This is a genomic window from Mycobacterium sp. E1214 (genome assembly GCF_001666755.1).
Classification (GTDB): Bacteria; Actinomycetota; Actinomycetes; order Mycobacteriales; family Mycobacteriaceae; genus Mycobacterium.
On record NZ_LZJC01000093.1, the window covers coordinates 80,183 to 105,695 of the forward strand.

Consider the following 25,513-nt stretch of genomic DNA (forward strand, 5'->3'; position numbering starts at 1 on the left):
ACGGTCCCGCGGTAGGCCGCACGTCGCCGTGGCGGCGGACCGGCATCCGGCGACCGATCCGCGCCGTTCACCCGGTAGAGGCTTGCGCTTTTCCGGCAGGTCACCGCGGTACCGCTCGTCATCGGTGACGCGCCTCAAACACTAGCGCGCCCACACCGCACGGTGCCCATCAGTTGCCACCTAGCCGTAGAGCCGGCAGCGCGCAAGGAGGATCCCCGCCAGCAGCTCCGGTTCGCTCACCATCACGCTGTGGCAGGTGTCCAGCCGCACCAACGTCTGCACACCACCCAGGGCGTCGATGCTCGCGCGCTGCTCACCCTCCGGGTGGGTCCGGTCCCGCAGGGTCAGGATCCAGGTGCGATGGATGTTGTCCGGCAACGGCTTTCGGGACACCTGCTCCACCATCACCCGCGACGACTCGGGGACCAGCCGGCCTTTCATGAACTCACGCCGCTCCTTCGGCACGCCGTTGAGGTACAGGTGTTTCACGGCGAACCCGGGAAAGGTCTGCGGCCCACCCTTTTTCGCGTTGTGGCGGGCGATCGCCGCCAGGGGCCGGCTCAACACGTCGACCATCGCGGCGCCGTGCGGCGGCACGCAGGCCGCGGCGAGGACCATCTCCCGGACCCGGCCCGCACCCATCCTGTTGACCACGCCGGGCACCGTCAGGCCGGCCATCGAGTGACCGACGATCACGACGTCGTCGAGCGCGGCGGTCTTGATCTCGGCGACAACGGATTCCACCCAATCGTCGATCGTCAGGGCGCGCAGATCCGCCGGCTTCGAGCGGCGTCCCGGTAGGTCCACGGCCAATACCGGCAAGTCGGGGGCGAGCCGGTGGAGCGCTTGGACGGTCAGGTTCCAGCAGTCGGCGGCGTGAAAACCGCCGTGCACCAGCACCAGCGCGGGCAGGGTCATCGCCATCCCCCCGCGCTCATGGATGCGACGGTGGTTCGGCGCGGCTCTGCCACACCTGGTCGAGCACCGGCACCAGCAGGAGCACGGCGGCCGCCGTGGTGAGGGCGGTGGGCACGTACGCGATGGCCAGCCAGTAGGAGAATGTCGTGCCCATCAGGACGTCCGTCGCGGTGAACGTCAGGCCGAGCAGTTCGGAGACGGTCGCGATCGCCGCGACGCGCGCAACCCTGCCGGAGGACGGGCCGTCGGGATCGATGAGGTAGTAACTCAGCACGCCCGCGAGCAGGCCGATGAACCCGTTGGCCAAGCACCAGTTCCAGCTGCCGAATAGGGCGACCCCGTCGAGCCGATCGAGAACGGCGTAACCCGCTGTCCCGGCGAAAAACCCTGCGGCCGCACCGAATCGGATGCCCACGAACGGAATGATCGCCAGCGCGAGTTGGATGGCGGTCGCCGCTGCGTAGGGGACGATCGCACTGAACATACCCAGTCCTCCGCAAAGAGCCGCACCGACCGATCCGGAGACGACGGCGCGTGTGTTGACGGTCCATGGGTTGGTGAGCACCGCTAGCCGCCACCCGTGGGCTGGCGACGCGCGTCCGGGACCATGCCCTGTCTGACAGGGCGGGACCGGTTTTTATTCGCGCGCCAGCTACCGGGCTCTGGCCAGTTCCGCGATGGCGTTGACCCGCCGGATGGCGAGGGCGATCTCGTCGGCGAACGCGCGTCGGCGTGCCGCCAGCTCAGGGCCGCCGCCGTCCACCAGCTCGCGATGGCGGGCCAGCCGCAACGCCGTCTTGAACAGTTCCATCGAGCGCGACTCGGCGCTGGCGATGCGGCGCTGCAATTCCCACTGCTTGCCCACCTGCAGGCACTCGGCCAGGAACGCGTCCTCGTCGAACGACTCGTCCTCGTAGGCGGCCAACCGCGCGGCCACGATGTGGTAGGCGTCCAGGAACGGGCGCAACACCAGGTGCGCCAGCAGCAGGTCCGCCTGCTCCAGCAACCCCACCACGTAAGAAGCGCTGGCGGCCTTGGTGGTGTCCTCCACCGGACCGATGAGTCGAACCTCGTCGGCCAGGTCCTTCTCGAACTGCGCGCGGGCCGAGAACAAGAACTCGAATTTCAGCAGCTCGCGCAGGCGCAGCGCCTCGTCGCGCACCGTGGCCGGCAAGACGTCGCCGTCGGGCGAGTCCGCGTGTTCCGCCGCCGCCAGCAACGCCGTCTCGGCGATGGCGCGATCGACCAAAATGTGGATGGCGGTGTTGCGGTAGAACGCCGCCACCAGGTGCTGATCGGTGCCGATGCCCCAGACCGCCTCGGTGCCGGCGTCGTAGACGTGCACGACGCCCGAGGCCACCAATTGGTGCAGGGTCCAGCGGATGGTGGACCGGTTGGTCAGGTCCGCGGCGCCGGCCACCATCCAGTTGCGCGCCGCGATGTAGCTCGCCAGCGGTCGCACGGTGGCCAGCACCTCGCTGATGGACAGCGACCTGTCCGCGCCCAGCAAGGCGAGGCTGACCACCGCGGTCGGGGTGACCGCGGTGGCGCGGTTGATCCGGTGCTCGACGTCGAGCGCGATGCGCTCGATCTCGGTCCCGGTGCCGGAATCCTCCGCACGCAACTCCTCGAGGCGCTGCCGCAGCGGCAGCGGCTCGCCGAAGTCCAGGTAGGCGCGGCCCAACCGCTCACCCTGCTGACGCGCCAGGCGGATCAGGAAGCGGAGGTCCTCGGGCCGCTTGACCGCGCCATAGGCCTCGGTGGTCATGGCTTCCACCTCGTGCAGCTGGTCGTAGACGATGGACGTCGGCACCAGATACACCTCCGGGCCGTCGATTTCGTCGACCGCGTCGGTGATGTAGCGCAAGATGCCGAACACCGGCGGCCGCAACTTGCCGGTCCGGGTCCGGCCACCCTCGATGGACCAGGTGAGGTTGGCGTGGCTCTGCACCAGTTGCGCGGCGTAGGCGCGCAACACAAAGCGGTACACGGGAATGTCTTTGGTCTGGCGGCGGATGAAGATGGCGCCGGTGCGTTTGGCCCAGACACCCATCGGAAAGAAGTTCAGGTTCGCCCCGCCGAACGTCAGGGCCGGCGACAGCCTGTTGGCCACGATCACCTCGGGCAGCAGCAAGCCGTCGAGGTAGGAACGGTGCGAAAAGGCAAATGCCAGAGTGGCTTTGCGGTCGAGCTTGCGCAGCTGGGCGATCTGATCCTCGTCGACCAGCACGTCGTAGGCGCGCATCAGCCAGCGGCTGAACCCGCGCCAGGCCGCCACCGCCGACTCGTCGAGCGAGGCCGCCATCTCGCGCAGGTAACACGCCGCCTCGGCGCGCACGCTGGCCGGGTCGCGGTCCAGCTCGTCGGCGAGCTTGGCCAGCCGTTCGTCGTACCAGGGCGCCCCCAGCAGCTGGGCGACCTCGTCGGGATCGGTCGACAGCGGTGTCACCGCCTCGTGAGTGATCCCGGTGCGCTGCAGCAGCTTTCGCACGCCGACCCGACCGATCTCGCGGGCGGTCGACACCGGTCCCCCGCTCATGCCGGCTGCACCGCGGTGGCGCGGGCGGGCTCGTGGACGTCCGGGTGCAACTCCGGTGCGTAGAGTTCCTCGATCTGCGCGGCGTACTTCGCCGCAATCGGCCGCCGCTTGAGCTTCATCGTCAGGGTGATCTCGTCCCCGCCGGGTTCCCACAGCGTCGGCAGGATCCGGAATCGCTTGACCTGCTCGACCCGCGACAGCTTGGCGTTGCCCGCGGCCACCCCGGCGGCGACGGCGGCCAACACCTCCGCGTCGGCCGCCAGCGCGGCGGGCGAGGCGTCGGCCAGGCCGTGCTGGGCCGCGTACGGGCCCACCGAGTCGGCGTCGAACACCATCAGCGCGGTGTTGTAGGGCCGCCCGTCACCGATCGCGATGACCACGCCAATCATCGGGCAGGCCGCCAGGATGGCGTTCTCGATGTTGGCCGGCGACATGTTCTTTCCCGCCGCGTTGATGATCAATTCCTTCTTCCGGTCGACCACCCGCAGGTAGCCCTGGTCGTCGACTTCCAGGATGTCGCCCGTATGCAACCAGCCGTCGGCGTCGATCGCCGCCGCGGTCTTGGCCGGTTCCTTGCGGTAGCCCCGCATCACCAGCGGACCGCGCACCAGGTATTCACCGTCCTCGGCGATGCGGCCCTCCAAGCCGGGCAGCAGCTTGCCGACGGAGCCTAGCCGGGCGTCGTCCGGGGGGCTCACGGCGGCGACGCAGCTCAGCTCCGACATCCCCCACACCTCGGTGATTGGGATGCCGAGGCCGGCGAAGAAGGCCAGCGTTTCCCGCGGGATCGGGGCCGCGCCGGAGACCGCCCAGCGCAGCTCGCCGAAGCCCAGGCGCTCACGCAGCGCGGTGAGCACCGATTCGTCGGCCGTGGCCCATTCGGCGGCCAGCTGGTCGGACATCGCGTCGCCGGCGACCAGCGCGGCGGCACGCTTGGCGGCCACCGACATCGCCCACCGCAGCGCCTGCCGCTTGGTCGCGTCGGTTTCGGCGTCGATGGTGAATTCGATTGCGGCCTTGAGCTTTTCCCACACCCGCGGCACCGCGCCCCACACGGTGGGGCGCACGTCGGGCAACGCGGTCACGATGGCGCGCGGGTCGGAGACCGCCGTGACCTGGACGCCGAACACCTCGAGCCCGTAGAGCCCCATCGCCCGGTCGGCGATGTGCGCCGACGGGAGGTAGGACGTGACCCGGTCACCGAATCGTGACGGCAGGACCGCGTGCAGGGCGTAGGCCTCGAAGAGCAGGTTGGCGTGAGTCATCTCCACGCCCTTGGGGTTTCCGGTGGTTCCGGAGGTGTAGATGAGGGTGACGACGTCCTCGGGCCGCACCGCGCGCCAGGTCGCGTCGAAGTCGAAGTCGGCGTGCGCGGCGGCGTGCAACTGCTCGACGGTCAGCGTGCCGGGCGGCGCCCCGTCGATGCAGACGATGTGCTCGATGGGCGCGCCGCTGGCCCGGATGCGGTCGACGTACTGTGCCTCGCAGACGACCACGCGGGTGCCGGCGTTGTCGAACAGGTAGCGCAGCTGTTCGGCGGGCAGCGTGTTGTACACCGAGAACGATGTCGCGCCGAGGTGTTGGGCGCCGATCTCGAAGGGATAGAACTCGATTCGGTTGGCCATCATCAGCGAGACCGTGTCGCCACGGCCGACCCCGAGCCCCGCCAGCCCGGCGGCGGCGCGGCGCACCTGCTCGGCGAGTTCGCGCCACGTCAGCGACCGGGTGTCGCCCGGCTCCCGCAGGGCGACGGCCTCCGGATCGATCGCCGCGGTGCGCGCGAACGCCTCGCACAAGGTGGCCGGACGCCCGTCGGTCGTCATTCCCGTCCTCCTCCGATCAGCATCGACTTCGTGAGCCTACGTCCGGGCGGGGGGCGGGGGAACACATCGGGTGATTTCCCGCGCGCGCCCGCGGACCAGCCGGCGCAGCGAGCCGCCCGCGCGAACGTGCGGCTGGCGTCACGTTCGGGCGCGGGTGTGCGGCTGGCGTCACGTTCGCGGAACGGGCCACGCCCGACGGGCGGTTAACCGCCCAGGCAGCCGGGGCCGAGCAGCGCCTTGAGGTCGCCCATCAGGGCCGGCGACGGGGTCACCCGCAGCGACGCGTCCAGCTCCAGCGTGGTGATCCGCTCGCCGCTGATCAGCCGCAGGTGCACCTGCGCCGTGCCGGGGTGGCGGGCCAACACCTGCTTGAGCGCGCTGACCTTATCGTGGGTGCACTGCCGGGTGGGCAGGCTGACGGCGAGCGGCCGGTTCACCTGCGCGCTGGAAAAGTCGGGTACCACAAGCTCGTTGGCGATTAGCGCGATGCGGTCATCACGGATGGCCACCTTGGCGTTGATCAGCACCACCGCGTCGTCGGCGATGTCGGCGCCGTAACTGGAGTACGCGTGCGGAAAGAACATCACCTCGATGCCACCGGTGAGGTCTTCCAATTGGGCTGAAGCCCAGGGCATTCCGTTCTTGTTGACCCGGCGGTTGACCGACGCGAGGATGCCGCCGACCCGCACCTGCGTCTCGTTGGCGACGTCGCCGTCGAGGATCGCCGGGATCTGGGTGTCGGTCTGCGCGGCCAGCAGGTGCGCGACCCCGTTGAGCGGGTGCCCGGACACGTAGAGCCCCAACATCTCCCGTTCCAGGGCGAGCTTGTGCTTGTCTTCCCACTCGTCGTCGGGGACCTTGATCGTGAACACAGAGTCGGTGACGCTGCCGTCACTGCCGCCGCCGAACAGGTCGAACTGCCCCATCGCCTCGGCTTTTTTGGTGCCCAGCACCGAATCGACCGCGTCGGTGTGCACCAAAAACAGGCCCTTGCGGGCGTGGCCCAGCGAGTCGAACGCGCCCGCCTTGATCAGCGACTCGGTGACCTTCTTGTTGCACGCCGAGATGTGGATCTTGTTCAGGTAGTCGGAGAAGTCGGTGAACTTGCCCTTGTCGTTGCGGGTGGCGATCAACGAGCCGACGACGTTGGCGCCGACGTTGCGCACCGCGCCCAGGCCGAAGCGGATGTCTTGGCCCACCGAGGCGAAGTTCACCAACGACTCGTTGACGTCGGGCGGCAGCACCGTGATCCCGAGCTTGCGGCAGTCGGCCAGATACACCGCGGCCTTGTCCTTGTCGTCGCCGACCGAGGTGAGCAGGCCCGCCATGTACTCGGCCGGATAGTTGGCCTTGAGGTAGGCCGTCCAGTAGGACACCAGGCCGTAGCCGGCGGCGTGCGACTTGTTGAACGCGTATCCGGCGAACGGAAGGATGGTGTCCCACAACGCCTTCACCGCTTTCTCGGAGAAGCCGTTGGCGGTCATGCCCTCGTAGAAGCCCTTGTACTCCGCCTCGAGCACCTCGAGCTTCTTCTTGCCCATCGCCTTGCGCAGCGCGTCGGCCTTGCCCATCGTGTAGGAGGCGACCTTCTGGGCGATGAACATGATCTGCTCTTGGTAGACGATCAGGCCGTAGGTTTCGGCGAGGATCTCGCGCAGCGGCTCCTCGAGTTCGGGGTGGATCGGCCGGACCGCCTGCCGGTTGTTCTTGCGGTCGGCGTAGTCGTTGTGGGCGTTCATGCCCATCGGGCCGGGCCGGTACAGCGCCAGGACGGCGACGATGTCGTTGAACTCGGTGGGCTGCATGCGGCGCAGCAGGTCGCGCATCGGGCCGCCGTCGAGCTGGAACACCCCGAGGGTGTCGCCGCGGCCGAGCAGCTCGTAGGTCGCCTTGTCGTCGAGCGGCACCGACTCCAGGTCGAGGTCGATGCCCCGGTTGGCCTTGATGTTGTCCAGCGCGTCGCCGATGATCGTCAGGTTGCGCAGGCCCAGGAAGTCCATCTTCAGCAGGCCGATGGCCTCACACGACGGGTAGTCCCAGCCGGTGATGATGGCGCCGTCCTGCGGTCGCTTCCACAGCGGGATCGCCTCGGTCAGCGGCTCGCTGCTCATGATCACCGCGCAGGCGTGCACGCCGGCGTTGCGGATCAGGCCCTCCAGGCCGCGGGCGGTCTGGTAGATGGTGCGCACGTCGGGGTCGGTTTCGATGAGCCCGCGGACCTCGGCGGCTTCCTTGTACCGCTCGTGGTTCGGGTCGGTGATGCCCGACAGCGGGATGTCCTTGGCCATGATCGGCGGCGGCAACGCCTTGGTGATCCGGTCGGCGATGGCGAAACCGGGCTGGCCGTAGTGGATGCGCGCCGAATCCTTCAGCGCGGCTTTGGTTTTGATGGTGCCGAAGGTGATGACCTGGGCGACCCGGTCGGAGCCCCACTTGTCGGCGGCGTAGCGCACCATCTCGCCGCGCCGACGGTCGTCGAAGTCGATGTCGATGTCGGGGGCGGACGGGCGCTCGGGGTTGAGGAAGCGCTCGAACAGCAGGCCGTGCGGGATGGGGTCGATGTTGGTGATGCCCAGCGCGTAGGCCACCAGCGAGCCGGCCGCCGAGCCACGCCCCGGCCCCACCCGGATGTCGACCGAGCGCGCGTGGTTGATGAGGTCCGCGACGATCAGGAAGTAGGACGGGAAACCCTTGTCGCAGATGACCTTGATCTCGTATTCGGCCCGGTCGATGTAGTCCTGCCCGACGCCCGATCCGAACCGCCGCCGCAGCCCGGCCATCACCTCGTGGTGCAGCCAGCTCGCCTGGTCGTGCCCCTCGGGAACCGGAAAGATCGGCATCCGGTCCCGCGGCGCCCACACGTCGTCGTAGGGCTGCACGCGCTCGGCGATCAACAGCGTGGAATCGCAGGCGCCGGGCACCTGGCTGTCCCACAGCTGGCGCATCTCGGCCGCCGACTTCAGGTAGTAGCCGTCGCCGTCGAACTTGAAGCGGGTGGGATCCGACAGCGTCTTGCCGGTCTGCACGCACAGCAGCGCCTCGTGGTTGTGCGCGGCGTCGCGGGTCACGTAGTGGCAGTCGTTGGTGGCCAGCGGCGGGATGCCCAGCTTGCGGCCGACCTCCAGCAGCCCCTCGCGGACGCGCTGCTCGATGGACAGGCCGTGGTCCATCAGCTCGAGGAAGAAGTTGTCGGGCCCGAAGATCTCGCGCCACTTGGCGGCGGACTCCAGCGCCTCGCGGGTGTGGCCCAGCCGCAGCCGGGTCTGCACCTCGCCCGACGGGCAGCCGGTGGTGGCGATGATGCCCTCGGCGTGTTCGGCGATGAGCTCGGCGTCCATGCGCGCCCATTTGCCCAGCTGTCCCTCGAACGAGGCCAGCGAGGTCAGCTTGAACAGGTTGCGCAGCCCGGTGGCGTTCTCGGCCACCATGGTCAGGTGGGTGTAGGCGCCGCTGGCCGACACGTCGTCGCTCTTCTGGCTGGGGTCGCCCCAGGTGATGCGGCGGGTGTCGAACCGCGAGCCGGGCGCGATGTAGGCCTCGACCCCGATGATCGGTTTGATGCCGGCCTTGACGGCGCCGTTGTAGAACTCGCTGGCGCCGAACATGTTTCCGTGGTCGGTCATGCCGATCGCGGGCATTCCCAGGCGCGCCGCCTCGGCGAACATCGGGGCGATCTTCGCGGCGCCGTCGAGCATCGAGTACTCGGTGTGGTTGTGCAGATGCACGAACGACGACTCGCGACGAACGCTCGCGTCAGGAGGCAACGACTCGGTCATAGGGACGCCAGTCTATGACCGCGCACCGACGCTTTTTGGGCGTGTCGCGCAAGTGTGTCTCGCCGAGTTCGCGCGGAGGTCAGTGGGCGACCCGCCGCGCCCGGCTCCGCCGCGCTTGCGATCGCCCGGATGCCAGTGGCGACCCGCCGCGCCCGGCTCCGCCGCGCTTGCGATCGCGCGGATGTCAGTGGCGACCCGCGGCGCCCGGCTCCGCCGCACTTGCGATCGCCACCGGGGGGCTAGCCGTACAGCTCGACGAACCGGGTCAGCGACTTCTGAACGTCGCCCTTGACGGCGCGCGCCGCGGCCGCGCCGACCGGCCCGAACAGCGGGCGTCCGCCCAGCTCGAGGCGCAGGCCGAGGCGGGAACCCCCGGCCGCCGCGGCCACGGTGAGCGTCACCGCGTACTTCGCGCCGCCCTTGCCCGCACCCGCGAGCACCACCTCGTGCGGCGGGTCCCACGTCGTCACGGTCCAGACCACCCGGTTGCGGAACCCCTTGGCGCGCGCGACGCCCACCACCTCAGTGCCCTTGGTGATCTCGTCGGGCAGCTCGCTGCGCCACCCCTCGTGCACGACGAGCCAGTCCCCCAGGTGCGCGAGGTCCGACACGCGCTCCCACGCGTCCCGCGGGCTCATCGGCACCTCGGCGGTCACGTCAACGGCGGCCATCGGGCGAGCGTAACGCGCCGCGCGGGGCGCCCGTGCGGCCCCCGAGGCGTCGGGCGCCTGCTAGCGGCTGGGGCCGCCGCGGAACCGGTTGCCGATCCGGATCCCCGGCAGCAGCAGGCTGCGCGGAACGAACCGGCCGCCGGTGCTGACGACCTTAGGGACGACACCGGGCACGACGGTGCGCCGCCCGGAGAGCATCCCGCTGATCGCCGCCTCGGCCACCTCCCGCGGCGACACCTGCGCCATAGGGATGCTGAACCGCTCGGCGTTGGCGATCTCGGCCCACTCGGTGGGCACCGGCCCCGGGCACAGGCACGTGACCGACACCCCGGTGCCGTGCAACTCCTCGTGAACCGCCTCGGAGAACGTCTGCACGAAGGCCTTTGTCGCCGAGTACACCGCCATGTAGGGCACCGGCTGGAACCCCGCGATCGAGGCGATGTTCATCACCGCGCCCGCCCCGCGCTTCACCATGCCGGGCAGGGCCGCGTGGGTCAGCTCCATCAGCACCAGGGCGTTGAGCGTGACCTCCTCGCTCTCCCGCTCGACCGGCAACTCGTGGAACACGCCGCTGGTGCCGAACCCGGCGCTGTTGCACAGGCCGGCGATCGGCTCACCCCGCAGCCGGTTGATCAGCTTGGCGCGGCCCTTGGCGTCGCTGAGGTCCAGCGGCAGCACCTCGACGGCGACGGAAAACTCCTTGCCCACCTCGTTGGCGAGCTCGTCCAGGCGCTCGCGGCGGCGCGCGACCAGCAGCAGCGGGAACCCGCGGCGCGCAAGCCCGCGCGCCAGCTCTGCGCCGATGCCGGAGGAGGCGCCGGTGATGACGACGGTGGACTGGATGTCAGGCTTCGGCAGGCTCATCGTCTCACCAATGTATCCCGCGGGTCGCCCGCACAAACGCCTCGCTGCGTCGATCGAAACGTTCTGCCTCCGAAGGCGATTCACCGCCCTTCGCCGCGTCGGAATCACCGAACATGGCGAACGCGCGGTTGCGCACGCGGTCCATCACCGCCGGATTGACCGCGTCGGCTACCGCCGCGAACTGCCCGAACGGCGAGCTGGCGCGGCGTGGCCGGTGCACGATCGCGTCCGCGATCACGCCGGCCGCCTGCTCAGGGGTCAGGGCCGGAAACTTGTCGTAGAGCGTGGTCGGGCTGATCATCGGCGTGCGAACCAGCGCCATGTGCACGGTCGTGAAGCGGACGTCGTCGTTGACGGTCTCGGCCTGCAGCGCGTCGCACAGGCTGTCCAGCGCCGCCTTGCTGGCGATGTAGGCGCCGAATCGCGGTGCCCGCGTCTGCACACCGACCGAGGAGACGTTGATGACGTGCCCGTAGCCGCGCTCGCGCATCCCGGGGATGAACTTGAGGATCAGCTGGACCGCGCCCAGGTAGTTGAGCTGCATGGTCCGCTGGTAGTCGTGGATGCGCTCGTAGGACAGTTCCAGCGACCGCCGGATCGACCGGCCGGCGTTGTTGATCAGGATGTCGACACCGCCGAGGTCGCTGAGCACCCGGTCGGCCATGTCGGCGATGGCGTCCATGTCGGTCAGGTCGCACGGGTAGTAGTGCGCGATCCCGCCGTTGCCGCGGATCTCGTCGGCGACCTTCTCGAGGTTCTCCTTGGTGCGGGCGACCAGCACCACCGCGCCGCCGGCGTCGGCGATCCTCTTGGCGGCCGCCTCGCCGATGCCCGACGACCCGCCCGTGATCAGGGCCACCTTGCTGTCGACCGCGTCCTCGAGCGAGCGGCCCTGCACCGCGTCCAGCAGGTTGCGCAGGTAGAACGGCCGGTAGCGCCCCGCCGAGTTCGGGGTGTTCACGAGGTGCGACACCGCCGCCAGCGGCTTCTCCACGAGGCTCCCGATGGAGTTCTCCACCAAGTTCGTGAGGTCACCAAGGTTCATCGGCATTCCCTCCTGATGATGTCGGCCCCCCGACCGCAGCTGGCCTGCCCGTTGACCGCCACCGCCTTGTGGGGCTGTGCGAGTGATGTGACGTGCGTCATTACGCCAACCTAGGACATCAACGGACCGGCGCGGCGCGGATTGCCGCCAAGTGCCGGGCCCCACCACCTCACGGCCCGGTCGCGGCCGGCGCCAGCATCGGGCAATCCGCTTGTTACACAGGGCAATCCGCGCGTGATCGCACACTAACGGTCGGGCAACGGCGAAATGCTCCAATCGTGGTTATGAAAATTCTGGCGCGCTTCCACAAGCCCGAACCGGTCAGCACCGTCTACGACCGGATCGGCGGTCACGAGGCACTGGAGGTCGTGGTCGAGGACTTTTACGATCGCGTGCTGGCCGACGATCAACTGTCCGGCTTCTTCACCGGGACGAACATGAACCGCCTCAAGGGCAAGCAGGTGGAGTTCTTCGCCGCCGCGCTCGGCGGCCCGGAGCCCTACACCGGCGCCCCGATGAAGCAGGTGCATCAGGGGCGCGGCATCACCATGCACCACTTCGGCCTGGTGGCCCGCCACCTGTCGGACGCGCTGACCGCTGCGGGCGTGCCCCCGGAGACGGTGACCGACATCATCGGCGCCATCGCGCCGCTGGCGCCGGAGATCGCCACGGGCGACGCCAAGTCGTCGGTCTGAGCGCTTCCGTCCCGCGGGCGGGCGTCGGCGTGTCGCGCGCGCGGGCGGCCCGAGACGCGGTACCCAAGCACCTATGAGACTGCTCGCCGCCCTCGCCATGGTCCTGGTGGCCAGCGCCTGCGGCGCCAAGGCCGACCAGCCCGCGCCCGGGAGCACGACACCGCCGCCCGCATCGCCGTCGGCCGCCCGCCCGGCGGCCCTGGACTGCGCCAAACCGGCGTCCGACGCGCAGCGGCTGGTCTGCAACGACCAGCAACTCGGCGACCTCGACCGGCGCCTGCAGACCGCCTACCAACAGGCGCTCGCCCGCCCGGGCGCGGACCAGGCAGCGCTGGGCGCCGCGCAGGCCAGCTGGGCGGCCGCGCGCGACGCCTGTCCCCAGAACACCGACCTGCGCAGCTGCGTTCTCGAGGCGTACCGGACGCGACTGGTGCAGCTGGCCGTCGCCGACCCCGCCACGACGCAGCCCCCGGTCGTGTCCTACCGATGCCCCGCCGAAGACGGCCCGCTGACCGCCCAGTTCTACAACCAGTTCGACCCGCCGACGGCGGTGCTGAATTGGAAAGGCAACCAGCAGATCCTCTTTCAGCAGCCCTCGGGCAGCGGCGCGCGCTACGGCCGCCAGGGCGCGGAATACTGGGAACATCAGGGCGAGGTGACGCTGCACCTGGGCGGCGCCGAATTCGTCTGCCACACAAGCTGACTCGTCCCGGTCAGTCGAACACGACGACCGCCCGGCCGACGATGTCGCCCCGGCCCAGCGCCTCCAGGTTGTCGTTGATGTCGTCGAGTTTCACGGGCACCACGTGATGCTTGATCAGCCCTTCGCCGGCCAGGGCGAGCACCTCCCTGAGGTCGTTGTAGTTGCCCCAGAACGAGCCGAAGTAGGACTTCTCACCGCTCACGAACGGAAATATCGGCAACTGCACCTGCTGTCCCATGAGACCGACCTGCGAGAGCGCCCCCTGGGTATGCAGAATGGCGGCGGCCAGGCCCAGCGATTCCGCGGACCCGGCGCAGTCCAGGACAGCGTCGACGGTGCGCCGGCCGGTCAGGTCCTCGAGCTCGTTTTGGACGTCCTCGACGGACTTGTCCCGGACGTTCACTGTGTGGTGGGCGCCGTGTTCCCTTGCAATCGCCAGCTTTTCGTTGCTGCGGGCGAATCCGAGCACCGTCGCGCCGCCACCGAGCAGCCGCGCGTACTGCACCGCGTAACCGCCCAGGCCGCCGATGCCGTTGACCACCACCGTCCGGCCGGCGCCGAGCTTGCCCGCATCACGCAGCTTCTTCATGCCGCGATACGGCGTGAGCCCCGCATCGGTCAGCGGCGCCAGGTACTCGGGTTGCGGATTTTGCTGATCGGCAATGGAGATCACGTGGTCGAACGGCGCGACCATGTATTCGGCGAAGCCCCCGTTGGGTCCGAAACCGACGAGCTGCCCGTTGGCGCACAGTTGCTGATTTCCTTCGTGGCACTGCCGACAGGTGCCGTCCCCCCAGTTCGGGTCGACCACCACGAGGTCGCCCTCGGCGATGCCGGCCGCCGCGGGCACGTCGGCACCCACCGCGGCGATGGTGCCCGCCACCTCGTGACCGGGAATGAAGGGAAACTCGACCGGCAGGCCGTCCCGGAAATAGCCGTCCAACAACTGATAGTCGCTGCGGCACATGCCCGTTGCCGCCACCTTGATCAGCACCTGGTGGCGCCCGGCATCGGGAACCGGGACCTCGTCGATCTCCAACGGCTGGTTGTACCCGTGCATGCGCGCTGCCCGCATCGGCATGACCCCTCCTCTTGTCGTCGTCATCGCCGGCGCCGGTCCTGGTCCCGGTGTCACCACAGCCAACCCGATCGTCGACGACCGCGGTACAAGATTCCTGCTCGATGTTTGCCGATTTCACCGCGGCCGGCGCATCGGTTTCCCAACACACGACCCGCCGGTTCGATACCTTTTAGGCGCGGCGCCGGCCGCGTTCGGGGCGTGTTGCTGCTCGAGGAGGTGACGACCTGACCGCCACCGCACACATCGAGCACCATGTCAGCTCCGCCGACCTCGTCGCCGAGCTGACGGCCCGCGCACCGCGGACGGGCGCCAACGTCGGGCTGTGGCCGGGCCTGACGATCTACCGTTTCACCGACCCCACCGAACCCGAGTGGCAGGAGATCCAGGGACTCTCGCTGGGCCTCGTCGCGCAAGGCCGCAAAGCGGTCATCGAGAGGGGCCGGCGCCACGTCTACGACCAGTTCAGCTACCTGGTCATCAACGGCGACCTGCACTTTCAGAGCGAGGTGCTCGAGGCCTCACCGAGCCGGCCCTGCGTGTGCATGGTGCTGGAGGTGGACCCCGGCACCGTGCGTGCGCTCTCCGATGAGATGCCGGGCCGGCGGCGCGGTGCCGCGGCGGTGCCGGCGCAGGCCCCGGCGTGCGTCGTCTCCGCGCTCGACCACGAGGTGCTCGGCTCGGTCCTGCGCTTCCTGCGGACGCTGTCGAGCGACGTCGACCGGCGCGTGCTGGCGCCGCTGTACGTGCGCGAACTCGTCTACCGGGTGCTGCAACGCGAGCAGTTCGCCCGGCTGCTGCACTTCGCCGCCCAGCAGGCGGCCGGCAATCCGATCGGCGCCGCCCTGACGTACATCGACGCGCATTCGGCCGAACCGCTCACCGTCGCGACCCTGGCGGCGCAGGTGGGCCTGAGCCCCTCGGCGTTCACCCGGGCGTTTCGCGAGGTGACGGGGTCTTCGCCCTATCAATACGTCAAGGATGTTCGGTTGAACCGGGCGCGCGAGCTGGTGCTGGATCGGCGGCTGAGCGTGTCCGACGTCGCCCAGCGCGTCGGCTACGTCAGCGCCTCACATTTCATCAAGGAGTTCCGGACGCGATTCGGGGCCACCCCCCGTGACTACGCGCCCCGGCCGGAAGCCCGCGGGGCCGCCCGATGACTCAATGCGCGCGCATCGGTGACGAGTTCGGGCGAACCTGTCCGACCGGCAGTTACGCCGTGCTGCACTGAGGCTGGCAAGGCCCCGACGGAGACTCAGCAATGACCGCAGCCAGCCCAAATGTGCAGCCCCGCACCATCACTCACGTCGGTGTGACCGTCACCGACGCCGATGCGGCCGTCGAGTGGTACCAGCGCGTGCTGGGCTTCGCGCTGCTGCACGAACCCCAGGAGTACACCGCCGGTGACGGATACTTCGGCCGGCTGGTCGCGGACATGCTGGGACCGCACGTGGTGTCGGGCCGGATCGCGATGATGGACGCCGGCAACGGCGTCGGGCTGGAACTGTTCGAGTTCTCCGATCCCCAACCCACGCAGCGAAGCGCGGACGAGAACACGCAGTTCTACTTGCACAGGACCGGTACGTTCCACTTCTGCGTCATCGACCCCGACGTCGAAGGTCTGGCGCGGCGCATCGTCGACAGCGGTGGCAAGCAGCGCAGCGCCGTGTGGGAATTCGCGCCGGGGATCGGTTTCTACGTCTGCTACTGCGAGGACCCGTTCGGCAACATCGTCGAGATCTACTCTCACGGCACCACGCAGACCTGGAGCACCCTCGCGCTGGTCAACGGGAAGGCCGGTACGCATCAGATCTGAGCGCTGTCCGACAATGCTGGGATGCCGCGCACTTTCGAGGAGCTGATCGCCGAAGCCGCCGCCGCTCCTGCCGACGGTTGGGATTTCGCGTGGCTCGACGGCCGCGCGACCGAACAACGCCCGTCGTGGGGTTACCAGAGGTTGCTGCGGCAGCGGTTGGCGACGGCGTCGGCCGCCCTGGACATCCACACCGGCGGTGGCGAGGTGCTTGCCGGCGCGGCGCCGTTCCCGCCGACCATGGCGGCCATCGAGACGTGGCCCCCCAATGCGGCGCTGGCCACGCGGCGCCTGCACCCGCTCGGCGTGCTGGTGGTCGCGATCCGCGACGAGCCGCCGTTGCCGTTCGCCGACGAGGCGTTCGACCTGGTCACCACCCGCCACCCGGTCTCGGTGTGGTGGTCGGAGATCCGCCGGGTCCTGCGGCCGGGCGGCACCTACTTCGCCCAGCACATCGGCCCGGCCACCATGGGTGAACTGGTCGAGTTCTTCATCGGGCCCCAGCCGCAACGGTGGGCCGAGTTTCGCCCCGACGCCGTGCGCGCGCAGGCCGAGGCCGCCGGGCTGGAAGTCGTCGACCTGCGCATGGAGCGGATGCGGGCGGAGTTCTTCGACGTCGGCGCCGTCGTGTACTTCCTGCGCAAGGTGATCTGGACGGTGCCCGATTTCACGGTGCACCGCTACCGGGACCGGCTCGCCGAACTGCACGAGCGCATCACGGCGCAGGGATCGTTCGTCGCCCACTCGACGCGGCTGCTGGTGGAGGCGCGCACGCCGGCCTGATCAGCCCTCGTCGCGCAGGACGTCCAACGCGTGGCGCAGGTCGTCCGGGTACGGGCTGACGAACTCGACCCGCCGGCCGTCGGCGGGGTGGGCGAACGACAGCGACCGCGCGTGCAGCCATTGCCGTTGCAGGCCAAGCCTTTTCGCCAGTTTCGGGTCGGCCCCGTAGACGAGGTCGCCGCAACACGGGTGATGCAGGGCCGCGAAGTGCACCCGGATCTGGTGCGTGCGACCGGTTTCCAGGTGCACGTCGAGCAGGCTGGCGGCGACGAAGGCCTCCACGGTGTCGTAATGCGTGAGGCTGTGGCGGCCGTCGGAGGTGACCGCGAACTTCCACTCGCCGCCCCGGTGCCGGCCGATCGGCGCGTCGATCGTCCCGCTGGACGGGTCGGGATGGCCCTGCACCAGGGCGTGGTAGCGCTTGTCCACGGTGCGCTGCTTGAACGCCCGCTTGAGCACGGTGTAGGCGCGTTCGGAAAGGGCGACCACCATCACCCCGGAGGTGCCGACGTCCAGGCGATGCACGATGCCCTGCCGCTCGTGCACGCCCGAGGTGGTGATGCGGTAGCCCGCGGCGGCCAGCCCGCCCAGGACCGTGGGTCCGCTCCAACCGACCGAGGCGTGCGCCGCCACCGCGGCCGGCTTGTCGACGACGACGATGTCGTCGTCGGAGTACAGGATGGTCATGCCCTCGATGTCGACCGGCGTGTTCTCCGGCGCCGCGGGCGCCTCGGGTAGGCGCACCTGCAGCCAGGCGCCCGAGGTCAGCCGGTCGGACTTGCCGGCCTGCACCCCGTCCAACTCGACGCCGCCACCCTCGGCGATGGCGGCGACGGCGCTGCGCGACAACCCGAGCAGACGGGCCAGCCCCGCGTCGACGCGCATCCCCGCCAAGCCCTCCGGCACGGGCATCGAGCGGGCACTCATTTGTTCTGGTCGGCCTTGTGATCGTCGGCCGCGCTGTCGTCGGCTGCCCCGTCGCCGGGTTTGCGCCGGCCCACGGTGTCGAAGTCGAAGCCGAAGATCGACAGCGCGACCAGCAAGATGGCCCCGCCGACCACCGCCGGGTCGGCGACATTGAACACCGGCCACCAGCCGACCGACAGGAAGTCGACGACGTGGCCCCGCAGCGGGCCGGGGGCCCGGAAGAAGCGGTCGACGAGGTTGCCCATCGCGCCGCCCAGGATCATGCCCAGCCCGACAGCCCACCACGGCGACACCAGCCGCCGTCCCATCCAGAAGATGCCGCCCACCACGCCGGTGGCGATCAGCGTCAGCACCCAGGTGTAGCCGGTGGCCATCGAGAAGGCGGCCCCCGAGTTGCGCACCAGCGTCCAGGTGACCGTGTCGCCGATGATCGAGACGGGCTGGCCGGGCGGCAGCAACTTGACGGCCAGCACCTTGGTGACGATGTCCAACGCGAGGACGACCGCCGCGACCGACACCAGCAGACGCAACCGCCGCGGGGCGGGCGCCGCGGCGTCCCGCTCGGGCGCGGTCACCGGCTCGGTCGATCCAGAGGGTTCTTCGGGCACCCTCTCATCATCCACTAAAGGGCCGGCCCGTTGGCGCACGGCGTGCGCCATGATTTCCCCATGGGACGACTCACCGTCATCGCCACCGGCGGCACGATTTCCACCGCGACCGGCCCCGACGGGGTGCACCGGCCCGCCCTGCGGGGCGCGGACCTGGTCGCGCCCGTGCGCGGCGGCCTCGACGTGGATGTCGTCGACCTGATGGCCGTGGACAGCTCGGAGCTGACGGTGCCGGACTGGGACCGGATGCGCACCGCCATCGCCGCCGCGGTCTCCGGCGGCGCCGACGGCGTGGTTGTCGCCCACGGCACCGACACCATGGAGGAGAGCGCGCTGTGGCTCGAGCTCACCTATGACGGCGAGGCGCCCGTCGTCTTGACCGGCGCGATGCGCAGCGCCGACGCGCCCGACGCCGACGGGCCGGCCAACCTGCGCGACGCCCTGGCGGTGGCGGCCAGCCCGTCCGCCCGCGGCCTGGGCGTGCTGCTGTCGTTCGCGGGCCGGGTGTGGCAGCCGCTGGGCCTGCATAAGGCGGCCACCCAGGACCTCAGCGGCTTCGCCGGTGAATTGCTGGGCACCAGCTCCGGCGGTGTGACGCTGCGGGGGCCCAAGACGCGCCCGCAGGTCGGTGCGGTGAGCGCCGCCGCCGCTCCGCGGGTCGACATCGTCGCCGCCTACCTGGGCAGCGACGCCGTGGCCCTGGACGCCTGCGTGGCCGCCGGCGCGCGCGGGGTGATCGTCGAGGCGCTGGGCTCGGGCAACGCGCCGGCCGCGGTGGTCGAGGGTGTGCGGCGGCAGTGCCACGCCGGCGTGGTCGTCGGGGTGTCGACGCGCGTGCCCGGCGGCCGGGTCAGCGCGGGCTACGGCCCCGGCCACGACCTGGTGGCGGCCGGCGCGCTGATGGTGCCGCGGCTGCGGCCGCCGCAGGCGCGGGTGCTGGTGATGGCCGCGCTGGCCGCCGGGCTAGACGTCGCCGAGGTCGTCGGCCGCTGGGGCTGACGCGTCGCCGGCGTCGCGGGCCCGCAGGGCCTCGATGTAGTCCGGCCAGTCCAGGCTGTCCGTCGGGTTGGCGCGGCTGAGTTCGGCGGTGTCGGCGGGGAACGTCCGCGCCTGCCCCGGCCCGGAGCTGCGGGTCTCGAAGCGCACCGTCACCACGCCGTGCCCGGCGCCCTGGACCCAGCCGTGCCCCAGGTCGCGGTGGCGCAGGTCGTCCCCGACGCGCCAGGGGGCGGCGCCCGCCGCGGGCGCCGGCGCGAACATCGCCTCGGTCGCGGTCTCGGTGGAGGCCACGTCGTGCGGCGCCTCCGACGCCGGCCCGGTGAGGTCCAGGTCGGGAAACAGCGATTCCTGTTGCACGTCGCTGAGCCCCGAAAAGCCCACGCCCAGAAGCCGAATCGGCCCGATCTCGCGCGGGTCCAGCAGCAGCCGCCGGGCCAGCGCCCCCAGCGCCGCCGCCTCGGTGGTCGCGTAGGGCAGGGTCGCCGAGCGGGTCAACGTGCTCATGTCGGATTTCTTCAACTTGACCGTCACGGTCCGGGCGCCGCGCCCGTCGCGCAGCAACCGCTGGTGCGCGTGCTCGGCGATCGGGTCGATCGCGTCGCGCAGCTGGCCGAGCGTGGTCAGGTCGACGGCGAAGGTCGATTCGGAGCTGATCTGTTTGGCCTCGGCGCGTTCGGCCACGGGCCGGTCATCGATGCCGCGGGCCAGTCGGTGCAGCGCCGGCCCGATGGTGGCGCCGAGGATGTTCGCCGCCTCGGCGTCGCTCAGCGCGGCCAACTGCCCGATCGTCTCGATGCCGAGGCGATGCAGCTTCTCGTCGGCCACCGGCCCGATCCCCCACAGCCGGCGTACCGGCAGACCGTCGAGCAGCGCGGTCTCCTCGGCCCGCCGCACCACCCGGACGCCGTCGGGTTTGGCCAGGCCGGAGGCGATCTTGGCGATTTGCTTGCCCGAGCCGGCGCCGACCGAGGCCACCAGGCCGGTCTCGTCGCGGACCCGACGGCGCAGGTCCTCGCAGAACGCCTCGACCCGTTCGGCGGCCGCCCCGGCCAGGTGCGCCGGCTCGCCGAAACCCTCGTCGAACGACAACTGCTCGACGACCGGCACCAAGCTGCGCACGGCGTCGAACACCCGCCGGCTCGCCACGCCGTAGACCACCCCGCGCGGCGGCAGCACCACGGCGGTCACGCCGACCTGCCGGCGGGCCTGATGCATCGGCATCGCCGATCGGGCCCCGAAGACGCGGGCCTCGTAGCTGGCGCCGGCCACCACGCCCCGGCCCCCGAGGCCGCCGACGAGCACCGGCCGGCCCCGCAGGGTCGGCCGGGTGAGTTGCTCGACGGACGCGAAGAACGCGTCCATGTCGAGATGCAGCACCCAGCGCGACTCCACCCGACAAATGTATTGCGCCCCTGGGATACCGTTTTGGCATGGCCATGAACCTGGCGCACCGGCGGATCTGTAGCTCGGATCGGTGGGCGAAAGCGGTCGAGGACGAGCTGCTGCCATGGGCGTTGGCCGGTGTTGATCTGGGTGACAACACCCTGGAGATCGGACCGGGCTACGGCGCGATCCTGCGGGTGCTGGTCGACAAGACACCGCAGCTCACGTCCGTCGAGATCGATACGCCGATGGCGCAGCGCCTGCAGCGGCTCTACGGCGACCGGGCGCGGATCATCAACGGCGACGGCACCGACACCGGGCTGCCGGCCGAGGAGTTCAGTTCGGTGGTGTCGTTCACGATGCTGCACCACGTCCCGACGGTCGAGTTGCAGGACCGGTTGTTCGCCGAGGCGTTTCGGGTGCTGCGGCGCCGGGGCGTCTTCGCGGGCAGCGACAGCGTGACGTCGCTGCGGTTCCGGATCCTGCACTTCCGCGACACCTGCAACACCGTCGACCCGCGGACGTTGCCAAACCGGTTGCGCGCGGCGGGGTTTGCTGACGTCGACGTCGAGGTTCGCGGCGGCAGGCTGCGCTGGCGCGCCGTCAAGCCGTGAGCGTTGCGCGCACCTAATCGCACCGTGAAATCTTCGCGGTCGGGCTCGCTCGCGCCGCCCCGGCGATCGGGACCAGGCGTACAACGGAGAGCATGCCCCCTGTGTCGACTGACCCCCCGCCCGACCCGCAGCCGCACCTGATGCGTCAAGTAGCGGAGTCCTTCGGCGTAGACGCCGATCGCTACGACCGGGCCCGGCCCCGGTATCCCGACGCCCTCATCCAGCGCGTGATCGCCGCAAGTCCCGGCACCGAATTCCTGGACGTCGGTTGCGGCACGGGCATCGGGGCACGGCAATACACCGCGGCCGGGGTGACGGTGCTCGGCGTCGACCCCGACGCCCGGATGGCCGAGGTCGCCCGCCGCAGCGGCATCGACGTTGAGATCGGCAACTTCGAGACGTGGGATCCCCGCGGCCGTTCCTTCGACGCGGTCGTCGCGGGACAGGCCTGGCACTGGGTGGATCCCGTGCGGGGTGCCGAGAAGGCCTCGCAGGTGTTGCGGCCACACGGCCTGTTGGCGCTGTACTGGCATGTCTTCGATCCGCCCGCGGAGGTGGCGCAGCCCTTCGAGGACGTGCTTGCGCGCGTGGCGCCCGACGCGCCGCTGCTGACGCCGGGTTTCGGGCTGCAAGAGGCGAACGTGCGGCGGGCGCTGCAGGGCATCCGGACCGCCGGCGGCTTCGCCGAACCCGAGCAGTGGCGGTTCGAATGGCAGCGGCGGTACACGCGTGAGGAGTGGCTGGACCATTTGGCCACCACCGGCCAGCTCACCCTTCTCGGGCCGGACGAGGTCGCAACGGTGCAGGACGCCGTCGGGACCGTCATCGACCGGCTTGGTGGCGAATTCACCATGGACTACGTCACTTTGGCGACGGCGGCGACGCGGGCCTGACGCCGCTCAGGCTTTCGCGATGGCGACGCGCACCCCGTCGCCGATGTCGGCGCCGTCGACCGGTTCGCCGAATTCGAAGCTGGTCGCGAGGATCTCCCCCGCGATCAGGTCGCGGTGCGTCGCGGCCCAGCCGGCGCGTTCGGCGGGCACCGCCATCACCACCGAGATGCGGTCGGAAACCTCGAGTCCCGTGGACTTGCGCAGCTCCTGCAGCTCGCGGATCCGGTCCTTGGCCCATCCCTCGGCCTCCAGCTCGGGGGTGACCGTGCCGTCCAGGACGACCAGTCCGGCACCGTCGGGCAGCGCCGCAGTGTATTCCGGGTCGGCGGCGACCAGCCGGGAGCTGTACTCCTGCGGTTGCAGCACCGCCGGACCGGCGGTCAGGGTGCCGTCCGGGTTGACGACGCCCGCACCGGACTTGACCGCCTTGATGGCCGCCTGCACGTCCTTGCCGAGCCGCGGCCCGGCAACCCGCGCGTTGACGGTGAGCTCGAACCGTCCGTAGGTGTCGATGGCGTCGGTCAGCTCGACGGACTTGACGTTGAGCTCGTCGGCGATCAGGTCGGTGAACGGCTCCAGCGATCGCGGGTTAGCCACCGCCACAGTGAGTTTCGGCAGCGGCAGGCGCACCCGCAACTTCTTGGCCTTGCGCAGCGACGACCCGGCCGAGCAGACCTCGCGCACCTGGTCCATCGCGGCAACCAACTCGGGGTCTGCGGGCACCGCACCGGGGCCGGGCCAGTCGGTCAGGTGCACCGAGCGCCCGCCGGTGAGCCCGCGCCAGACGATCTCGGTGACCGACGGCAGCAACGGGGCGGCCAGCCGCGCCGTCACCTCCAGCACGGTGTGCAGCGTGTCGATGGCGTCGGGGTCTTCCTCCCAGAACCGCGAACGCGACCGTCGCACATACCAATTGGTGAGCGCCTCGGTGAACTGGCGCAGCCGGTCGCACGCGCGGGAGATGTCACACGTGTTCATCTCGCGGGTCAGATCGTCGCGCAGCTCGGCGAGCTTGGCCAGGATGTAGCGGTCCAGCACCTGGGCCGAATCCGTGCGCCAGGCGCCGACTTTGGGCGCGTAGAGGGCCAGGAAGCTGTAGGCGTTCCACAGCGGCAGCAGCACCTGCCGCACGCCCTCGCGGATGCCCTGCTCGGTGACGATCAGGTTGCCGCCGCGCAGGATCGGCGAGGCCATCAGGAACCAGCGCATCGCGTCGGAGCCGTCGCGGTCGAACACCTCCGACACGTCGGGATAGTTGCGCAGCGACTTGCTCATCTTCTGCCCGTCGGAGCCGAGCACAATCCCGTGCGCCACACAGGTTTTGAACGCCGGGCGGTCGAACAGCGCGGTGGCCAGCACGTGCAGCGTGTAGAACCAACCGCGGGTCTGGCCGATGTATTCGACGATGAAATCGCCGGGGTAGTGGGTGTCGAACCAGTCCGCGTTCTCGAACGGGTAGTGCACCTGCGCGTACGGCATGGATCCCGAGTCGAACCACACGTCGAGCACGTCGGGGATGCGGCGCATGGTGCTGCGCCCGGTGGGGTCGTCGGGGTTGGGCCGGGTGAGCTCGTCGATGTAGGGCCGGTGCAGGTTGTCGGGCCGCACCCCGAAGTCGCGTTCGAAGTCGTCGAGGCTGCCGTACACGTCGACCCGCGGGTAGGCGGGGTCGTCGGACTTCCACACGGGAATCGGCGTGCCCCAGTAGCGGTTTCGTGAGATCGACCAGTCCCGGGCGCCCTGCAGCCACTTGCCGAACTGGCCGTCCTTGACGTGTTCGGGGTACCAGGTGATCTGCTGGTTGAGTTCGACCATGCGGTCGCGGAACTGGGTGACCGCGATGAACCACGACGACACCGCGCGGTAGATCAGCGGATTGCGGCACCGCCAGCAGTGCGGGTAGGGGTGTTCGTAGGTCTCGTGGCGCAGCAGCACCGCGCCGTTGGTCGCCGCGGGGCCGCTGCCGTTCTTCAGGTCGCGGATGATGTGCGGGTTGGCGTCGAAGACATGCTGCCCCTGGTAGTCCGGCACGGTGGCGTCGAAACGCCCGCGGGCGTCGACTGGGGTGACGGGCACGATGCCGACCTTGTCGGTGGTCGCCATGTCGTCCTCACCGTAGGCCGGCGCCATGTGCACGATCCCGGTGCCGTCCTCGGTGGTGACGAAGTCGCCCGGCAGCACCTGAAACGCGTTCTCGGTGTCGGCGAAGTACGCGAACGGCGGCAGGTAGCGGGTGCCCAGCAACTCGGCGCCCCGGTAGGTGCCCAGCATCTCGGGTTCGTCACCGAGCTCTTTGGCGTAGGCGCCCAGCCGGGGCTGCGCCAACACGAAACGCCGCTCCCCCACCTTGACGTGGGCGTAGGTCACGTCGGGGTTGACGGCGACCGCGAGGTTGGACGGCAAGGTCCACGGGGTCGTCGTCCACACCAGCAGGTAGGCGCCGTCGAGCTCGCCCCCAGCGACGCGGAACCCGACGGTCAGCGCGGGGTCCTGGCGGCTCTGGTAGACGTCGTCGTCCATGCGTAGTTCGTGGTTGGACAGCGGGGTTTGGTCGCGCCAGCAGTACGGCAGCACGCGGTAGCCCTCGTAGGCCAGGCCCTTGTCCCACAGCTGTTTGAACGCCCAGATGACCGATTCCATGTACGGCAGATCGAGCGTCTTGTAGTCGTTGTCGAAGTCGACCCAGCGCGCCTGGCGGGTGACGTAGGCCTGCCATTCGTCGGTGTAGCGCAGCACCGAGGCGCGGCAGGCGTCGTTGAACGCGGCGATGCCCATGTCGTCGATCTGCGACTTGTCGGTGATGCCCAGCTGCCGCTCGACCTCGAGTTCGGCGGGCAGCCCGTGGGTGTCCCAGCCGAACCGGCGCTCCACCTTGTAGCCGCGCATCGTGCGATACCGCGGAACGATGTCCTTGACGTAGCCGGTGAGCAGGTGCCCGTAGTGCGGCAGCCCGTTGGCGAACGGCGGGCCATCGTAGAACACGTATTCGTCGGCGCCGTCGCGGCGGGCGATGCTGGCGCGAAAGGTGTTGTCGCGGGCCCAGTAGTCGAGCACCTCGAGCTCGAGCGCCGGGAAGTCGGGAGCTCCCGGCTTCGGATACGCCTGGACGTCAGCGTTTTCGGTCACGGTGTGCGTCGTCTCCTGTGCCCAGTCCTGTCAGGCCGGGGACGACGACGCGCTGGCTGCGCGAGCGCCGCGGTACCACCCCGCTTGCCGCGCGCTGCGCGGCCGCTCATTGGGCTGTGACGGGCCTACCCGTTCGGTTCTACTGAGCCAGGCGGCCGTTCTTCCGAAAGCTCCCCGGTGATGGCCGGATCGACGCCACTAAACGATTCTACGAACGGCGCGCCCCAAGGGGCTACCTGGCCGCAGGGTCAACCC

General features: G+C 70.0%; 21 protein-coding genes. 8 read left to right on the forward strand and 13 right to left on the reverse strand.

Features of this window, described 5'->3' with window-relative positions:
• Positions 1 to 180 precede the first annotated feature (180 nt).
• The 8 genes from A5700_RS13210 to A5700_RS13245 all read right to left on the reverse strand — a co-directional run bounded on the left by A5700_RS13210 (position 181) and on the right by A5700_RS13245 (position 11,636).
• Positions 181 to 918, reverse strand: coding sequence for an alpha/beta fold hydrolase (locus A5700_RS13210; RefSeq protein WP_068067136.1), 738 nt, complete (start codon positions 916 to 918; stop codon positions 181 to 183).
• 16 nt (positions 919 to 934) lie between these two features.
• Positions 935 to 1,483 carry an ECF transporter S component gene (locus A5700_RS13215; RefSeq protein WP_082960376.1) on the reverse strand — a complete coding sequence of 183 codons (549 nt, stop codon included), beginning with the start codon at positions 1,481 to 1,483 and terminating at the stop codon, positions 935 to 937.
• A gap of 87 nt (positions 1,484 to 1,570) precedes the next feature.
• Positions 1,571 to 3,457 (reverse strand): lysophospholipid acyltransferase, encoded by a 1,887-nt coding sequence (locus A5700_RS13220; RefSeq protein WP_068067075.1) that lies wholly within the window; start codon positions 3,455 to 3,457, stop codon positions 1,571 to 1,573.
• Positions 3,454 to 5,280: a fatty acid--CoA ligase FadD11 gene (fadD11, locus tag A5700_RS13225; RefSeq protein ID WP_068067078.1), complete on the reverse strand. Its 1,827-nt coding sequence runs from the start codon at positions 5,278 to 5,280 to the stop codon at positions 3,454 to 3,456. Before fadD11 ends, A5700_RS13220 begins: the two co-directional genes overlap by 4 nt.
• Before the next feature lie 203 nt (positions 5,281 to 5,483).
• Complete coding sequence (dnaE, locus tag A5700_RS13230; protein ID WP_068067081.1) at positions 5,484 to 9,056, reverse strand: DNA polymerase III subunit alpha; 3,573 nt, start codon at positions 9,054 to 9,056, stop codon at positions 5,484 to 5,486.
• 239 nt (positions 9,057 to 9,295) lie between these two features.
• Positions 9,296 to 9,727, reverse strand: a complete 432-nt coding sequence (locus A5700_RS13235; protein ID WP_068067084.1) for an SRPBCC family protein — start codon at positions 9,725 to 9,727, stop codon at positions 9,296 to 9,298.
• Between the two features lie 60 nt (positions 9,728 to 9,787).
• Positions 9,788 to 10,591, reverse strand: coding sequence for an SDR family oxidoreductase (locus A5700_RS13240; RefSeq protein ID WP_068067087.1), 804 nt, complete (start codon positions 10,589 to 10,591; stop codon positions 9,788 to 9,790).
• A 4-nt stretch (positions 10,592 to 10,595) separates the two neighbouring features.
• Positions 10,596 to 11,636 carry an SDR family NAD(P)-dependent oxidoreductase gene (locus tag A5700_RS13245; RefSeq protein ID WP_068067138.1) on the reverse strand — a complete coding sequence of 347 codons (1,041 nt, stop codon included), beginning with the start codon at positions 11,634 to 11,636 and terminating at the stop codon, positions 10,596 to 10,598.
• Between the two features lie 284 nt (positions 11,637 to 11,920).
• Here A5700_RS13245 and A5700_RS13250 point away from each other — a divergent pair, with 284 nt between their 5' ends.
• Both A5700_RS13250 and A5700_RS13255 read left to right on the forward strand, forming a co-directional pair.
• Positions 11,921 to 12,331: a group 1 truncated hemoglobin gene (locus A5700_RS13250; RefSeq protein WP_068067090.1), complete on the forward strand. Its 411-nt coding sequence runs from the start codon at positions 11,921 to 11,923 to the stop codon at positions 12,329 to 12,331.
• Positions 12,332 to 12,404: 73 nt separating this feature from the next.
• Positions 12,405 to 13,034 carry an MliC family protein gene (locus A5700_RS13255; RefSeq protein WP_068067093.1) on the forward strand — a complete coding sequence of 210 codons (630 nt, stop codon included), beginning with the start codon at positions 12,405 to 12,407 and terminating at the stop codon, positions 13,032 to 13,034.
• A gap of 10 nt (positions 13,035 to 13,044) precedes the next feature.
• On the opposite strand, the gene A5700_RS13260 is transcribed toward A5700_RS13255, so the two are convergent.
• The gene (locus tag A5700_RS13260; RefSeq protein WP_082960377.1) at positions 13,045 to 14,115 is read right to left on the reverse strand and encodes an NAD(P)-dependent alcohol dehydrogenase; all 1,071 of its coding nucleotides are present in this window, start codon (positions 14,113 to 14,115) and stop codon (positions 13,045 to 13,047) included.
• Between the two features lie 338 nt (positions 14,116 to 14,453).
• Here A5700_RS13260 and A5700_RS13265 point away from each other — a divergent pair, with 338 nt between their 5' ends.
• The 3 genes from A5700_RS13265 (at position 14,454) to A5700_RS13275 (ending at position 16,708) form a co-directional block, all read left to right on the forward strand.
• Positions 14,454 to 15,272: an AraC family transcriptional regulator gene (locus tag A5700_RS13265; RefSeq protein ID WP_304440512.1), complete on the forward strand. Its 819-nt coding sequence runs from the start codon at positions 14,454 to 14,456 to the stop codon at positions 15,270 to 15,272.
• Between the two features lie 101 nt (positions 15,273 to 15,373).
• On the forward strand, positions 15,374 to 15,928 hold the full coding sequence (locus A5700_RS13270; protein ID WP_068067099.1) for a VOC family protein: 555 nt from the start codon (positions 15,374 to 15,376) through the stop codon (positions 15,926 to 15,928).
• Between the two features lie 21 nt (positions 15,929 to 15,949).
• Positions 15,950 to 16,708: a class I SAM-dependent methyltransferase gene (locus A5700_RS13275; protein WP_068067102.1), complete on the forward strand. Its 759-nt coding sequence runs from the start codon at positions 15,950 to 15,952 to the stop codon at positions 16,706 to 16,708.
• Here A5700_RS13275 and A5700_RS13280 read toward each other — a convergent pair whose 3' ends face one another.
• Positions 16,709 to 17,635, reverse strand: a complete 927-nt coding sequence (locus A5700_RS13280) for an RluA family pseudouridine synthase (RefSeq protein WP_068067104.1) — start codon at positions 17,633 to 17,635, stop codon at positions 16,709 to 16,711.
• The gene (lspA, locus tag A5700_RS13285) at positions 17,632 to 18,243 is read right to left on the reverse strand and encodes a signal peptidase II (protein ID WP_068067106.1); all 612 of its coding nucleotides are present in this window, start codon (positions 18,241 to 18,243) and stop codon (positions 17,632 to 17,634) included. Before lspA ends, A5700_RS13280 begins: the two co-directional genes overlap by 4 nt.
• Before the next feature lie 60 nt (positions 18,244 to 18,303).
• On the opposite strand from lspA, the gene A5700_RS13290 reads away from it, so the two are divergent.
• A complete protein-coding gene (locus A5700_RS13290) occupies positions 18,304 to 19,242 on the forward strand; it encodes an asparaginase (RefSeq protein ID WP_068067109.1) in 939 nt (312 codons plus the stop codon).
• Here A5700_RS13290 and A5700_RS13295 read toward each other — a convergent pair.
• On the reverse strand, positions 19,207 to 20,619 hold the full coding sequence (locus tag A5700_RS13295; protein WP_197504157.1) for a DNA polymerase IV: 1,413 nt from the start codon (positions 20,617 to 20,619) through the stop codon (positions 19,207 to 19,209). The genes A5700_RS13290 and A5700_RS13295 overlap by 36 nt on opposite strands.
• 53 nt (positions 20,620 to 20,672) lie before the next feature.
• On the opposite strand from A5700_RS13295, the gene A5700_RS13300 reads away from it, so the two are divergent.
• Both A5700_RS13300 and A5700_RS13305 read left to right on the forward strand, forming a co-directional pair.
• Positions 20,673 to 21,239 (forward strand): class I SAM-dependent methyltransferase, encoded by a 567-nt coding sequence (locus A5700_RS13300; protein WP_068067113.1) that lies wholly within the window; start codon positions 20,673 to 20,675, stop codon positions 21,237 to 21,239.
• A gap of 92 nt (positions 21,240 to 21,331) precedes the next feature.
• A complete protein-coding gene (locus A5700_RS13305) occupies positions 21,332 to 22,132 on the forward strand; it encodes a class I SAM-dependent methyltransferase (protein WP_068067116.1) in 801 nt (266 codons plus the stop codon).
• Between the two features lie 6 nt (positions 22,133 to 22,138).
• Here the strand turns inward: A5700_RS13305 and ileS are convergent, their stop codons facing one another.
• Complete coding sequence (gene ileS, locus A5700_RS13310; protein WP_068067118.1) at positions 22,139 to 25,258, reverse strand: isoleucine--tRNA ligase; 3,120 nt, start codon at positions 25,256 to 25,258, stop codon at positions 22,139 to 22,141.
• Between the last annotated feature and the right edge of the window lie 255 nt (positions 25,259 to 25,513).